This window comes from Bacillus marasmi (assembly GCF_902168435.1).
GTDB classification, from domain to species: Bacteria; Bacillota; Bacilli; order Bacillales; family Cytobacillaceae; genus Bacillus_BU; species Bacillus_BU marasmi.
Map to the genome: position 1 here is coordinate 1 of NZ_LR656185.1, position 14,934 is coordinate 14,934.

The 14,934-nt window shown below is 33.4% G+C and carries 11 protein-coding genes; all 11 read right to left on the bottom strand.

All coding sequences use genetic code 11. The features are described 5' to 3' along the window. On the bottom strand, nucleotides 1–892 hold an 892-nt coding region (locus FXW34_RS20720; protein ID WP_187119053.1), incomplete at its 3' end, for an LXG domain-containing protein. 16 nt (nucleotides 893–908) lie between these two features. Beyond that, nucleotides 909–1,184 (bottom strand): YwqI/YxiC family protein, encoded by a 276-nt coding sequence (locus FXW34_RS20725; protein ID WP_147535942.1) that lies wholly within the window; start codon nucleotides 1,182–1,184, stop codon nucleotides 909–911. After that, nucleotides 1,184–1,423: a hypothetical protein gene (locus tag FXW34_RS20730; RefSeq protein WP_147535943.1), complete on the bottom strand. Its 240-nt coding sequence runs from the start codon at nucleotides 1,421–1,423 to the stop codon at nucleotides 1,184–1,186. The genes FXW34_RS20725 and FXW34_RS20730 overlap by 1 nt, the downstream gene beginning before the upstream one ends. An 846-nt stretch (nucleotides 1,424–2,269) precedes the next feature. Further along, entirely contained in the window at nucleotides 2,270–3,304 is a 1,035-nt protein-coding gene (locus tag FXW34_RS20735; protein ID WP_147535944.1) for a hypothetical protein, read from the bottom strand. A gap of 3 nt (nucleotides 3,305–3,307) precedes the next feature. Further along, nucleotides 3,308–4,852, bottom strand: a complete 1,545-nt coding sequence (locus FXW34_RS20740) for an AAA family ATPase (RefSeq protein WP_147535945.1) — start codon at nucleotides 4,850–4,852, stop codon at nucleotides 3,308–3,310. 56 nt (nucleotides 4,853–4,908) lie between these two features. Continuing rightward, on the bottom strand, nucleotides 4,909–8,253 hold the full coding sequence (locus tag FXW34_RS20745; protein WP_425457457.1) for a DEAD/DEAH box helicase family protein: 3,345 nt from the start codon (nucleotides 8,251–8,253) through the stop codon (nucleotides 4,909–4,911). A gap of 17 nt (nucleotides 8,254–8,270) precedes the next feature. Beyond that, nucleotides 8,271–9,458 (bottom strand): restriction endonuclease subunit S, encoded by a 1,188-nt coding sequence (locus FXW34_RS20750; protein WP_147535947.1) that lies wholly within the window; start codon nucleotides 9,456–9,458, stop codon nucleotides 8,271–8,273. After that, nucleotides 9,455–10,912 carry a type I restriction-modification system subunit M gene (locus FXW34_RS20755; RefSeq protein ID WP_147535948.1) on the bottom strand — a complete coding sequence of 486 codons (1,458 nt, stop codon included), beginning with the start codon at nucleotides 10,910–10,912 and terminating at the stop codon, nucleotides 9,455–9,457. The genes FXW34_RS20750 and FXW34_RS20755 overlap by 4 nt, the downstream gene beginning before the upstream one ends. Before the next feature lie 390 nt (nucleotides 10,913–11,302). Continuing rightward, complete coding sequence (locus FXW34_RS20760) at nucleotides 11,303–12,457, bottom strand: tyrosine-type recombinase/integrase (RefSeq protein ID WP_187119054.1); 1,155 nt, start codon at nucleotides 12,455–12,457, stop codon at nucleotides 11,303–11,305. A 377-nt stretch (nucleotides 12,458–12,834) separates the two neighbouring features. Next, the gene (locus FXW34_RS20765; RefSeq protein WP_147535950.1) at nucleotides 12,835–13,752 is read right to left on the bottom strand and encodes a tyrosine-type recombinase/integrase; all 918 of its coding nucleotides are present in this window, start codon (nucleotides 13,750–13,752) and stop codon (nucleotides 12,835–12,837) included. Further along, nucleotides 13,752–14,933, bottom strand: coding sequence for a tyrosine-type recombinase/integrase (locus FXW34_RS20770; RefSeq protein ID WP_147535951.1), 1,182 nt, complete (start codon nucleotides 14,931–14,933; stop codon nucleotides 13,752–13,754). Before FXW34_RS20770 ends, FXW34_RS20765 begins: the two co-directional genes overlap by 1 nt. Between the last annotated feature and the right edge of the window lies 1 nt (nucleotide 14,934).

Genomic DNA, 14,934 nt, shown 5'->3' on the forward strand with positions numbered 1-14,934 from the left:
AACCTAACTCTTTCACATTTCTGGTTCGATCTTTTTTGGGGATCTTCTCAACAATTTCATATTGGGTAACGAACTTCCCATTAATCCTAGCAGTATATTTCCTGACAATCTGCCCATTGTCAAAAACGTAAAAATCCCCACCATATTCCTCATACTCATCGATGATTTGAACTTGGTAGGCTAATTTATGCTGGATGTTTACAAACTCTTCTTTACTAATTGACCGAGGCTTTTTCGCCCGATATATTTCGCTGCTGTGATAGGCTTTCGTATTAAAATGAATCGGTGAAATACTGCCGTTTTTCGTTGATGACTGTAATAACTGCTGAAATAGCATTTTCGCATAGGATTCGGCGGGTTGGGAATTTTGGTATCGATTGACTAGATCATAGTCCAGTTCATGAACCTTCTCAAGTGTATCCTTTCGCTCTTTCTCAGCTAGGTACATTTGATGGTCAAATTCAGCACTCGAGAATACATCTAAAGAAATAATATCATCAATGTTACGAAAAATCCTTTTTAGTTCTCTTTCCTTGTCGGATACAATCTCGTTAGATTTTTGTGCTGCTTTCGTTAAGGTTTCATCTAAAAATGGTACATGAACCAGTGTGTTTCCAGATAAATTACGTTCTGAGACGGCACCTTCAACACTAGTTAAAAATGAAAGATGTTGATCAATAAAATCTTCCCAGGCATTGACGACATCTATTTGAGCACGATAAAAACCTTTGATTGAATCGGCAGTCTTACCTTTAAAATCAGTCAGCTGGACGATTTCTTGAAAAGCTCCCTTTAAATCTTCCAATTGTTTCTGTAAGTTTTGATAATCTTTGATTCTTTCAGTTATAGACGAAAGCAATGTGCTTGCTTCAAAGATTTTTAGATATGACATTCTTCTAATTCCTTCTTTATTTTGGTGTACCGTTTGCAATTGCTTCGTCTTGTTGTTTAATAGAATCTACATTTGAGCGGGTATCCTCAATATTTTGCGCGACAATTTCTATGTATGAAGCAATGTCAAACGCAATAGTGGTCTCCCTTGATGTCCACCGGTCAGTAAAATCAAGCTTATTATTGCCAAGTAACTGTTCGTTTGGATTGAGAAGGTTCAGAGCAGATAAAGCTTCTTTGACCTTTGTTAACCGTTTCATGACTTCATCATGTTTTACTTGAATCGTACTCATTAAGACAATTGCCTCCTGATTTGCTTGATTTTACGTTGCAAGTCTTCTGTTCCCTCTTCACCCTTTGTCAAAAGTCGTTCTGCTTCGCGGGTTAAGCCACTGGCAAAGGATAATCCTGATTTTTCCTGTTCCAAAATATAAAGTTTTGAATCTATCTTTTCAATATATCTATCGTACTCAGAATGAAAAATATGTTGCATTTCCCTATGTGCACGAGAACGGGATTCATCGAATGTCATAGCTCGATTTCCTTCCCAATAAGCTTGAAGATTTAGGGTTAGATTGGTATTCCACTCTGCCTAGGCATTGTTTTGTTCCCTTTTATTTCTCTTTTTGCTTGTTCTAGCATGTTTATTTGATCTGCTAGATTAGCAGATTGATGTTTTATATATGAGGAAAGTTGCGTCAAAATTGCTGAAAATCATATCCTTTTTCCCCTCCTCACATGCAATAATTTCCATATAGGTTATTATATGTCGAATTATGATAGCTGCTAAATAAGTAGTTATACCTATTTTACATACATTGGAAGGATGAGAAAGCTCAGTGATTTATTGTATTTAATCTTATTTCCAACAAGTTAAATTTCCGTCTGCCTTCTTGTTACTCAAGAAAAAAAGAGGCTTCCCAAAAGTTTTTTCAACTAATGAGAAACCTCTATTGTATATCTGATGTTAGCATTTTGTTAGCAACAAGGACATAAACCCTTATGTATCAAGGGTTTCGCCGGCTATTACATCATGCCGCCCGTGAGCTTTGAGAGTGTAATATCGTTAACGAGAGGTGCAAGAAACGCGGTAAATCAACGTTTTGGATATTGCTGGTTGTAATATCTTTAACGTCGATTTACCGTTTTTTATGGGATTGCGTTAGCAAAATGTTAGCATTTAGGTGTTCTTTAAAAGAACTGCAATTTAATCTCATTTAGTAGTGCAAATACATTTACAGAATTTTATTGGTACTATTAAGTCTGGAATAGGGAAATGTCATTGGGTGTATTTTGTTTAAAGCTGTTAAGAATTAAGAGAAATTGCAATCATCTGTTGAACTAGAATCTTATGGTATGAAAGTTTTTATTATTTGCTCTAAAAATCTCTACCCGCTTCACTAATAGCAATTTCGTTTTCATGAGAAGAAGAAGATTTTGATTTTGCTGATTCTGGATTAATATTTAATATATATTGGAATTCATCTAAAATAATTGCCTTCTCAATAAAATTATGTCCACAGTACAAAAACTTTTCACATGAATGAAGTTTAATTTCAAGGTATTTTTTCATTAAATCATTGCCCTCATGTAATTGTAACTCTGTGTAGTTTGACATAATTGCAGCTTTATTTTGTTTTATATAACCTTCAATTCTGCTATTAACTTCAAATATTTTATCCCACGACAAGATTTCTTTTTTAAACCTTTCACTACTAATATGTACTTTAGTTCCACGAACACTTAAAGATACATCGTTATTACCCTTCTCAAAAGGGTAAAATACTTTCCTTAATGATATATCTTTTTCTTTTTTATAATCTTCATTACAATCATGACACATTGGTACTAAATTATTCCTAATAAGCGAGACAAATGGATACTGACTCCTAAGAAGATAATGATCAAAAGGCTCCCTTCGCCTTTCAAAGGTCGTCTTCATGGGCTTTATCCCACAAAATGGACATAATGTATATCGGGAAAAGTTCCCCTCATAAAATTGATTATAGTAATCTTTGAAACTCCCTAAAGTATCTTTAAAAAATTTCACACTAGGGAAATCATCATATAAATAATTAAAAATTTTTCTTAGGTCATTAGCAATCTCAGAGGGGAGCTGGGTATATTTAACCGGCTTAAATACTGATGAGCATACATTTTCAATTGCAGTATTCCTTCTATATGCTTCTCTGACTTTAATCTTATCCCGTTTACTAAGTTCATTATATTTTTGATGAAAGTCTTTTAAAAACTCTTTAACTAAATTAGTCCGCTTTAATTTAGTGAAAAATTCTGAGTCAATTGAGTGATTAAAATCCTCTCCATTAAACGTTTTGCCAAAAAAACTTTCCATACTCGATATATAGTAATCTAAATGTTCATTTTTAAAGTTAATATCATAAAAAAACCACATAAATCAGACCCTTTGCTTTTTATAAATCTTATTCAAAAGCATCATTCTCTCTGCAGAATTTCCAAAATTCTCAGCTACCTCTTGTTCAATCTGTAATAGCTTTTGTATATCTTCTTCTCTTTCTATTAATCCTAAATATCTTTTATATGCCTGCATAGCAATTTCGGAAACCGTATCACTCTTATTAAAAATACTACTAGCTATAATATTAGGGTTTGTCCCAAATGTATGAATATCAATTGTTTCTACAATTCCATTTTTAATAAATATTATATCTTCACTTCTAATGTCTGTTAAAACTTCAGGGTTATGAGTAGTAAAAAGACATTGTGAGTTTTGACTTTTTATCATTGATATTATAGAAAGGAATTTTGATTTCCATTCAGGATTAAAGTGAGTATCAGGTTCATCTAATATAAATAATGTATTTGGACTATCATGTATTAATAATAAAGACGATATTAGTAAGAGTTGAAATTCTCCATCAGATAAATCTAATATGCTTACAATAGATTTATCTGACTTAGTAATTAAACAATCTCTCAAACTAAAAACCTTTTTTTCTGTTGAAAAATAGGAATGAATATCCTTAATTGCATAATGTAATTCTTGTTCTATTAACTTTCGCTTCTTTTTAGAGATCTTCAATAAATTTAAATTCTCTAAGAATTCGAAAGTCCTATAAATATTTGTAGGGTTATTCAAATAATGGTCCTCTAAACGCTCATAATTATTTTGGAAAATTATATCATAATTACCTTCCATTTTTGAATCTTCTATTTCATTAGAAAAGCTAAGAAGCTTTCTAACTTCAAGCGATTCCATACTTGGCAGCTCAATTTGCTTTCCGCGATAAGAAAAATTTATATCTACCTTTATGAACGATATCCTTTCTAAATTAAGTAAATCCTTTAACCTTCTTATTTTCTCACTATTAAAAAGTAACATAGAAGTTATTAACAAGGCACGATAACTTTCATGCACATACTCTAATTTCATATTATTTATATCAGTAATGATTTGATTATACATATTATCTAAATATCTATTCTGATTGTAAAACCTATATCTCAATAACTCATTACTAATAGTTTCATTTTCTCCAGATGAATAAACAACTAATGCATTAGGAAGAAAATGCTTTAACTTCTCTCTTTCTACTTTCAGAGGAACTAGTTCACTTGAACGAAGTTTAATAAAAATATTAAATGAAAATAATTCATCACTCTTAACCTTAGCTTTTACAATAATTTCATTAATATCATCATACTTTAAGTTCTCGTTATCTTTGTTGGCAATTAATGAATAAGTTTGAGGTGTAAGTGCAAGTAAATAATCTAATTCAAAATCTAATTGCTCATAAATCTTATAATTGTTTAATCTTGCATATAAATTTAGAAAAGCATTAACAATCATTTCTTGAAATTTAGACTTTCCACTTCCATTAACACCTACTATAGCTAAGATTTTCGAATTATTAAAATAAAAATCAGCACCTTTAGAGAATATCGAATAATCACTTAATAATTTTAACTTTAATAAATTCAATAATCATTACCCTCTTTATTAGGATTTCATAGATATTTTATTATATAGAAGAACACTTACGAACCAGTATTAGTAACCTCTATTGAATTCTTATTTATTTCATCAATAATTCCAATAATCTTCCGAGCATCATCCATATTATCTTTAAACAGTTCAACAATACTTCCAACCGACTTAAACGGATCTTGTTGTAAGACTTTCTTATCCATTACTCCGTTCTTCACGACATAATCGACAATAAGTTTTACAAACCTACTTTGATAAATGTTAAGCTTCTCGTTAGATAAAAACTCTGAAAAGGCCTCATTTGCTGCCTGTGGGTCTAATCCAACAATTTGGCGTACAAGCTTTGTGACCGGGGTATCACCAAAGTCCTTTTCGTAATCGTCTTTAGTCCCTAATTCATTCCAAAGGATCGTTTCCAATGTTCGTAAATCTTGCTCAGTCAGTTGCTTATTATTTCTAAGTTTATGGATTGCTAGTTGATCTCGGTGTTCTTGTAAGTAGTGATGTACCTTCTTCTTATAATTCTGTAGGTCATTTGAATGGAAAATTGGTCCGTTTTCTTTTACTTCCAGTACTTCATCTTTGAAGTTTGTGAAGTAAATTTTTTGCTTTTCTTTTTCAATGAACTTGATAAGGTCACGTAGTGCTTCACGGACAGTCTCTAGTTCAAAGATGTCAGCACCTTCCCAGAACTCTTCAATCAAAACTTTATCAATAATAGGCTTTTGTGCAACTACTTGTGGTATTGTTCCTAATTTTGATAAAGATTCTGCTGTCGTAACAACGCTGCGAATAGGTTTAGTAGCATTTTTTGTTTGTAATTTAGCTAGTTCAATCGTATACATGACTAAATCAAACCGTTTGGCAAATTCGTCATCATTAAATGGCACGATGATTGGTGAAACATGCTCTTTAATTTCATTTACATTCATTACCGTTAATGAATTCCAATTTGCTTTATTTTTATATTTATGGACATGTTGTATATGTTGGCGGACACGGAAGTTTTCATCATCCAACGCATTTATATCTGCAAACACATCATTAATGAGCTCGTTACGATGTGTAATATAATTATCTGTTTGATAATCCATGCCTTGAAGCTCTTTAATAATTTCTACCTTCGAGTTAAATAGCTTTTCTGTTAAACTTTCAGTAGCTTTTCCTTCCATTCCTTTTGGGTTTTCTCTAAAAAATTCAAAGTTCCCGCAATAATCAAATATTAGGAAATGTGTTTTATCCTGTCCTATACCAAACAAATCCGGACATAATCGAGTGCCACGACCAATCATTTGCCAAAACTTTGACTTAGATCGTACCTTTTTGAAAAAAACTAGATTCACTGCTTCTGGAATATCGACACCTGTATCTAACATATCAACAGATACAGCAATTTGTGGCATCTTCTCTTTTGTAGAAAAGTCTTCGATTAGTGTTTGGTAGTAGTTAATGCTATAATCGATTACCTTCGCAAAGTCACCACCATACTCAGGGAATAAGATATCGAATCGCTCAACAATTTTAAGAGCATGTTGATGGTTTTTGGCAAAAACAATCGTTTTACCGAGCTTATCTCCACCTTCTACGTGAATGCCATTCTCCATTAAATTCTTGAGAACGGTATCAATTGTGTCTGCATTAAATAACCATTCATTTAATGCACCACTATCTATATCTTCTCCGACTTCATCATCAAATGTCTCTTCGTATATTTCCTTTTCTTCATCTGTTAAATCGTCATATCGAATACCTTCTTCCAGGAACTTCATTTTTGTTTCAATTGTCCTGTAATCAACAAGATATCCGTCTTCTACGGCCTTCTCCAACTCATAAGCATAAGTTGGCGCACCACTTTCTAAATTAAATACTTCATAAGTATTTTTATCAATTTCGTCTTTTGGTGTAGCAGTGAGCCCAAGCAAAATACCATCAAAATAGTTGAAAATCGAGCGATATTTTTTGTATATACTACGATGAGATTCATCAATAATAATTAAATCAAAGTGACCAATCGTGAATAGTTTTTTTCCATCTTTCCGTTTTGTATCATCGATTGCATTCATCATCGTCGGATAAGTGGAAAAGACCATCCGACTTTCTTCAGGATTATCTTTATTATCCAACAGATTACATAACGATAAGCTTGGTAGAAGATTATTAAAATTTTTCTTTGCTTGCAGTAGGAGAGTTTTGCGGTCTGCAAGAAACAATACATTCTTAATCCAATTATGACGAGAAAGAACATCTACAATCGAGATTGCAACCCTTGTTTTCCCACTACCAGTAGCCATAACTAATAACATTTTACGTTGGTTGTTTTCTAGAGCATCACAAACTGCTAGAATGGATTCTTTTTGATAATAGCGATTCGTAATATCATCGTTTATCTCGATATTTTCAAATTTACGTTTCATCGTGAGACGATCGATAACTAGTTTTAAATCCGCTTTATTGTAAAATCCAGATACTTTTCTCGGTGGGTAGGGTTGATGCCAAATATAAGTTTCAAAGCCGTTTGTATAAAAAATAACGGGACGTTGGCCATGCATTTGTTCAATGCAATCTGCATATAGTTTTGCTTGTTGCTTACCAGCATTAGGATCTTTTGATGTGCGTTTTGCTTCGATAACAGCAAGAGGCTTTCCATTATCCCCAAAGAGTACATAATCAACAAAACCAATGCCCTGATTATTAGGCATCCCTGTCACTTCATACTCTCTCACAACATCTTTACCAAATTCCCATCCAGCAAGTTTCAAATCAAGGTCAATATATTTTTGTCTCGTTTCAAATTCGTTTAGTTCATCAACTTGAAATTCATATTGTTCCGTATTTGATTCACGTTTCGCTGTATTTGCTTTACGCAGCTCTTCGTTTTCCTTCATCATTTCTTCTAAACGTCGGTCTTTTGAGCTTAATTGCTCGTATAAATCTTGTAATTCTTTCGGTCGAACTCGCTTTTCTTCACCTTGTTGTAGCAATGACTCATCAAATTCTTTTGCCGTGTATTCATCCGAATAACAATAATCAATCCAGGCTACAAACTGATGGAGGTTATGTAAAGAAAGAATCGCTTCATCACGACCAATATTCGCATTAGAATGAACCGAAACATTTCCTAGCTTAACGATATACTTTAACAACGGGAGAAAATCTTCATCTATAATAGCTAGAAAATTAGAATCATGAATTAAACTTGATAAATTATCTTGATAAGGGACTTTTAATTCACTGTCTGAACTATAAAGCCATTTTACAGCAAGCTCAAGCGCGCGACGTGCCAAAATCGCACACGTCGCTGGACTCACAATTAGAGCCTTTTCCGCTTCTAAACAAGCACTTGTAAAGTTTATATATTGAGTTTTTTCTTTAAGAAAACCAAAGTTTGTCGTCAAGATTTTCCCTCCTTTATTTAGGCATTCGGGAGTTTTTCTTGGGTGAATAATTCTCCTTTGAAGGCACGTTGCTGCAAAGAATTATAAAGATTTTGCATTTCAATTAAATTCTTTTTTAAGAATGTCATTTTTTCTTGAACTTTATCTACATGTAAAGAGAATTTATTTTGTAAATCTAAAGGTGGAATCATTAATTTAACTTTTTTTAATGAAAATATCTTCAATTCGGCAAATGTGGTACCAGAAGCTATATTTAAATAATCTCTAATTAGTTTATCCTTTAAAGCATATTGAATATATATTGTGTTAATATCATTAATGGTAAAATGGATCCACAGTACTCGACCATCTTTGAAATAAAAAGGAGTGTTATCTCGCACTCTCCAAATCCTACCATCTGGACATATTGAGGGCATTAACAAATCCCCAACCTTAGGAATTCCACTAGATTGTGATAAATTTCTATAATGTTCTTTAGTTATAAAGAGAGTTGGTGAAATATCTTCTCCTAACGCTAAAGACCCAATTTCAGTTCCTCTATAAAAAGGAACTCCCTCACCCACTAATTCTTCAACAAAAACTCTTTTACTAGACCCTACTGTGGCAATATCACCAAGAGATTTAGAAGGGAAATCTTTGTCATTTGTTAACGGATCCCCAAACATCTCCCAAAACACACTTTGCGTTAATTGGTCTAATTCTTCAATTTGGGCTTTGCGTTTGTTAATGATAGATTCTGATAATTTAAGTACGTTAATTATTTTTTCCTGCATTTCTAGTCCGAAATTAGGTATTTGAGCAAGTAGTATATCTTCCCTTGTAATTCCGGGAATCATTCCTTTTGCTTTTTCTTTTAGCTTTTCTATATAAAATGCTAAAAAGTATTTAATGTACTCATTTAAATATCCATTTTTTACCCTCAACGCCATAACTTGCCTGCTTAAATGAGCTTCTTCTTCTAATATGAAAAACTCACCGACGGTTCCTTTTACAGATAGAATTATATCCCCTTTCTTACCTATAACTGTTGGGGTATCTGTCCATCTTTCGATAATAAACCTTCCATTATTTATATTGCTAGCCCCCATAATATATGGTATACCTTTTTCTTCTGCATTGTACTGCGACTTCTGAAGATCCCGTCCTGAAATTAGTTCAATTGCCTCTTGTAGTAAAATTGTACTGATTGAATTTTTCATTCTCATTTAATAAGCACCCTTAAGTCATTAATACCTTCTAATATCTCTTTTTCTAAAAATTCTATCCTATCGAGTATTTTTTGGGGACTCTCATACTCCACTTCCTCATACTCAATTTCTTTATACTTGTTAATTGACAAGTCATAGTCATTTTCACGTAACTCATCAACTGTTACAAAGAAGGATTGTTCTGTACGTTTTCTTTCTTTTTCAACTTTTAAATCTTTAAATCGAGTAATGATATCAGGAATATCATTTTGTTCTACTGGAATTCGTTTATCATCAAGAGAGTATCCATCTGCTTTCATGTTGTAGAACCACACAAGATCTGTACCACCTGCACCTGTTTTTGTAAAAATCATGATTGCAGTAGAAACACCTGCGTAGGGTTTAAATACGCCACTGGGCATAGAAATAATAGCTTCAAGTTTATGGGTCTCAATTATCTCTTTTCTGATTTGTTTATGTGCTTTTGAACTTCCAAATAGAACACCATCTGGAACAATAACAGCCGCTCGTCCACCAGCTTTAAGAATACGGATGAATAGAGCTAAGAAAAGCAATTCTGTTTTCTTTGTTTTGGTTATTTTTAATAACTCGTTTGAAACTCCTTCTTCATCTAATGAACCTTTAAACGGAGGATTGGCAAGTACTAACGTGTATTGATCTTTATCTTTATTTACTTCTGCAAGAGAATCACGGTAATCGATATTCGGATTGTCAATACCGTGAAGCATCATGTTCATTGCTCCAATACGTAACATCGTTCTGTCCATATCATTTCCGTAAAACATTGTGTTGTTATAATGCTCTTTTAAACTTTGAACTAAGAACAAATCACTATGGTTTTTACGTAAATACTCTGATGCAGACACAAGGAAACCAGCTGAACCCATAGCTGGATCAATGATGACATCTTCAGGAGTTGGTTTCATGAGTTCCACCATCATATCAATAATATGGCGTGGCGTTCGGAACTGGCCATTTGTCCCTGAAGTAGCTACTTTTGATAGCAAGTACTCATATAAATCTCCTTTTGTATCACGGTCTTTCATTGGGATGTTATCAATCCCATCAATAATCTTTGAAAGCATATTGGCAGTCGGTATCATAAACATCGCATCACCCATATATTTGGAGTATGCTGAATCCTCTTTACCATGTATGTTCTTAATAAAAGGAAATACTTCTTTGGATACAACTTCATACATTTCCTCAGCTGAACCAAGTTGTTTAAACTTACTCCAACGTAAATGCTGCTTATCTTTAGGAAACAAGCCCTGATGTTCCATTCCAAGAAATTCAGCTTCCTGCTCTTTCGTTGTTTCTGTTTCATCTAATCCTTTTATAAATAATAGATATGTAAATTGTTCTATCACTGTTAATGGGTTCGTAATTCCACCAGTCCAAAACGTTTCCCATATTTTATCAACTTTATTTCTAATTTCACCAGTAATCAATTAATATTCCTCCTTAAAAACAATAACTCCAAATTCAATTATACAGATATTAACAACCTTAATGAAATGATATTATTAACAACCTATTTCCATTATCCTATTAATCAAAACCACACTTACCATTTCTTTTTGATAACCCTTTTTGCATTATCTTTGTTCTGGACAGATAATTTCTAAATCTACATAGCTACCCTAGAACATTTATTAATAGGAATTTACTAATACCCTCTTTCAAGAGACCACAATATCAGTTAATAGCCTATTTTTATGTACCTCCAATTCAGCAAACTGGAATACCACTACAAGCAATTAATCTAATAATTGCAAATAAGGAGACGCATTTGCATCTCCTTTTGTTAAGTATTAAAAACCAATAACCTTGATCACAGACTAATCGTTATTTTTCTCATCATTTCCAAAGGCATGAATTAAGATTTTTGGGTCCAGAAATTGAGGTCCTAAAAAGTTAATGGCCGCTTCAATATTCTTATAACCCAACTGATACATTACTAGATCAGGTGAAACACCTGATTTAATAAGCAAGGCAGCATATGTTTTCCTTAAATCATGAAATGAAATTCTGCGAATATTTGCTTTATCAACTAGCCGATTAAATCTAGCACAAACGGTTGATGGCTTTTGGATTCCTCCATCTTTATTTGGAAAAACAAGGTCAAGCTCGTTATGATACCCATCACCAAGGTCCTCCTTCCTCAACTTTTGTTCATTTTTGTGTTCTTGCAACATAGGTAATAAAGACTCCGGCATATTTACCCTTCGATATCCACTATTCATTTTGATGATGTTGTGGTTGCCATCCCCACCGAAAAGAACAATATTTTTAACATTTATCGTCTTTTGGTCAAAATCAATATCTCTCCAAGTAAGTGCCAATAATTCTGCTAGTCGTAGTCCAGTAGATAGTGTAAATTCGTACATCTTTCCTTCACCTCCTTCTTTTGCTTTTTCTAGCAACCTTATTATCTCTGAATCACTTAAAATGATTGGATTACGATTCGGAACTTTTATCTTCTTAATAGAACTCATAGGGTTTTTATTAAGAAACCCTTTTTTAACAGCTGAACGAAATAGGGTGGCTAAAAAATTCTTGATACCATTGATTAAGCCTTCTGAGTAGCCTTCACTCATTTTCTCAGTAAATAGTCCAATGACATCCTTTTCAGTAATTTCATAGAGGTACATATCTCCAAAGTAAGGCGCAATATGCTTATCTAATAATGCTTGTCTTACTTTGAAAGTCTGTTCTGTAACCAATTGAGACTGTTCACCGTAAAACCACTCTTTGGCAAATTGATTGAAAGGGATTTGAGTATTTTCTTCCTCAACCTTTTGATCCAATGTCATTTGATTTCGCACATCTTCTTTAACACTTCCTAGTTCTTCAAGAAATACATCAGCTTCTTCACTAGAGTTAAACATCATTTGCTTAATATGGAGCCTACCAGTTCGAGGGTCTTTTCTCTCATCAAAAATCACTGCATATCTTTCTTGCTTTCCAGTTTCGATTATTACTTTTTTAGCCATTACCATAACCTCCGAATTCAAGTAGGTAAGATACCCAGTCATTACCCATACTTGTTTGTTTTTTTGTATTACTTACCTTTTAGTTCTATTACCGTTTAACTTGTAAACTTGTGATTGCTTCTAACTCCTTAAAAATTTATTTATTTTACGTGAATCACTCCTTTCATATCCTATACAAGCACAATTTGGCAAATAAAAAAGGGCAGACGGATAGTGAAATCACTAATCCATCGCCCTAGTCCTTCTAGCCACAATGCATTTACATAAGGTAACATATTGAATTATTTAAATTATATAAAAAGTTTAATTACCATTTCAATTACAAGCGATAATATTTTTATATACATTAAAGCCCTTAACCCTCTCCGATGATTTTACTAATCCAGATACCCATTTAATTCAACATGAATAGGTAAGTAACCGAGCGTAGTTTTCAATTTCTTATGCCGAAGTTGTTTTTGAATTGACTTATAATCGTTTCCCTCTTTATACAATAGATAGGCCATTGTTGCTCTTAAATCGTGGTTAGTTACTTTCCGTGTTATTTTTGCCTTCATTCTAAGATTATTCAACAACTTATTAAGATCCGTCGGAGTGAAAGGCTTGTTTTTCCAAAAAAACAACTCCTTATCTTTCCCCTTTGTCCAAGCTATAAAAAAAGGATGATTCATATACTCCCTAAGCTTCTTTTGTAGGGCATCTGTCATTCGAACCGTACCAATTTTGGTTTTCCGCCCATTATCAATGACAATGACATTATGTTCAAAATCTATTTGAGAAACAGTAAGCCTACATAATTCCGTTGCTCTTAATCCACAAGTGGTTTGAAGCAAAAGAATTAAGTAGTATTGTTGAAAAAAAGGATCCAGTTCATAGGCTGCCTTTAGAAGGTTTAAACACTCTTCTTCGCTTAACGCACGGTTTCGAAACGATTCGTAATAAAATGGATTCTTATAATGTCTCAGTGGATTAAATTCTATCAAATCATAATCCACTAATAGATCCATAAAGCTTTTTAAGGCTATAAAACTACATTTTGCTATTGATCTGGTTTTATTGTCGCGAAGATACTCAATATATCCATCCATAAAATCGAGGTCTATCGGGGCATACTTATCATGGATCTTGCTGTAATAAAACTTGTCAAAGTCAAGCTCTCCCTCCCATCCCACTAATCCTAAATAGTCCTCAAAAAATTTTAAACGGCTAATATACGATTGAACAGTATTGGGTTTTAATCTATTTAATTCCTTCCACTTTTGAAAGTAAAAAGACGAAAAGAGAATCCCATCCATTAAACATCAACTCCCAAGTGTTTTAATTGCTCGATTTCTAGCTGTGCAAATGGGTGTTTATCCATCGCATTTTGGTACTGTTCATCAAATAAATTTAAATAAACCTCTGTGGATTCAATAGATTTGTGTCCCAAAAGTTCCTTGACAATATAAATATCCATCCCGCTCTCAAGTGCATAAATCGCAAACGAGTGCCGGAAAGAATGGGTCGAATAGTTCACTTGAACCTCTGCTCCACGATCACTGTCCCACACTTTATCCTGAATCACGTTATCCTCAATAGCTCTATCAATCAATCCCCTGACCATTTTTTGAATAGCCCGATTAGACAGGGTGTTTCGTCCATTGTCATCTGAAAAAACGTAAAGACGCTTGTAGTCCGTCTCACTTAAAACGCTCTTTAAGTGAGAGTAAGTGAAAATAATATAGTATTTAATTGCCTTAATGGCCCCTTTTGTCATGAACCTTTTCACTTTTCCTCGTTCTTTCCGTCCTTTCGCTTTTACTTTTATCCAACCTTTTTCAAGATTCACATCACCAATTTGAAAATGCAACTCGTCCACTCGAATCCCTGTTCCCACGAGTGTCCAAAGTATCGTATAGTTTCGAAGGGAGCATCGTGTTAAGCGGGACAAATTTAGTAAATAATCAATTTGTTCTGCAGTAAAGGCTCGTGGAGGCTGTGGATCTGGGTCATCCAGGTGTAGTGCCCTTTTATTTAATTGATTGATTTTTTTTTCGCTTAGCAGATCTCTTGCTACTGAATCAATAAAGGTCCTTAAAAATGCTGCCTTTTTTCTTCGAGTCGACTCTGCTAAATTTGGCTGTTGGATATATTCCTCTAACTTTTCAGGGGTTAATACCTCTTTTAACAAAACATCCGTTGATATATCAGTATCAATATTTACTTTAAAATACTTACAAAAACTTCTCATTTCACTTTTATAGGATGACTGTGTAGAAGGGGAAACATTTTGGTAGGTTGAAAATTCATCATCTAAAAAGTGATGTGCTGCCTCCAACAACGTTATCTCCTTATTGATAGGGTTCTTTTGTTCCGTTAAAAGAAGTCCTATGGATCCAAGTTCTTTTTCCACTTGAACCTGCCCATATTTTTCTAAAAGTGCTTGTACTTCACCTTTGATGTTAAATTGAGAATGGTCCTCACTTTCAAGTGCCACT

What these genes read in the sequence shown, in the direction of transcription:
- FXW34_RS20760 (WP_187119054.1), bottom strand. Translation starts at nt 12,457, where the DNA reads ATGGCTAAAAAAGTAATAATCGAAACTGGAAAGCAAGAAAGATATGCA.
- FXW34_RS20765 (WP_147535950.1), bottom strand. Translation starts at nt 13,752, where the DNA reads ATGGATGGGATTCTCTTTTCGTCTTTTTACTTTCAAAAGTGGAAGGAA.
- FXW34_RS20730 (WP_147535943.1), bottom strand. Translation starts at nt 1,423, where the DNA reads ATGACATTCGATGAATCCCGTTCTCGTGCACATAGGGAAATGCAACAT.
- FXW34_RS20750 (WP_147535947.1), bottom strand. Translation starts at nt 9,458, where the DNA reads ATGAGAATGAAAAATTCAATCAGTACAATTTTACTACAAGAGGCAATT.
- FXW34_RS20725 (WP_147535942.1), bottom strand. Translation starts at nt 1,184, where the DNA reads ATGAGTACGATTCAAGTAAAACATGATGAAGTCATGAAACGGTTAACA.
- FXW34_RS20735 (WP_147535944.1), bottom strand. Translation starts at nt 3,304, where the DNA reads ATGTGGTTTTTTTATGATATTAACTTTAAAAATGAACATTTAGATTAC.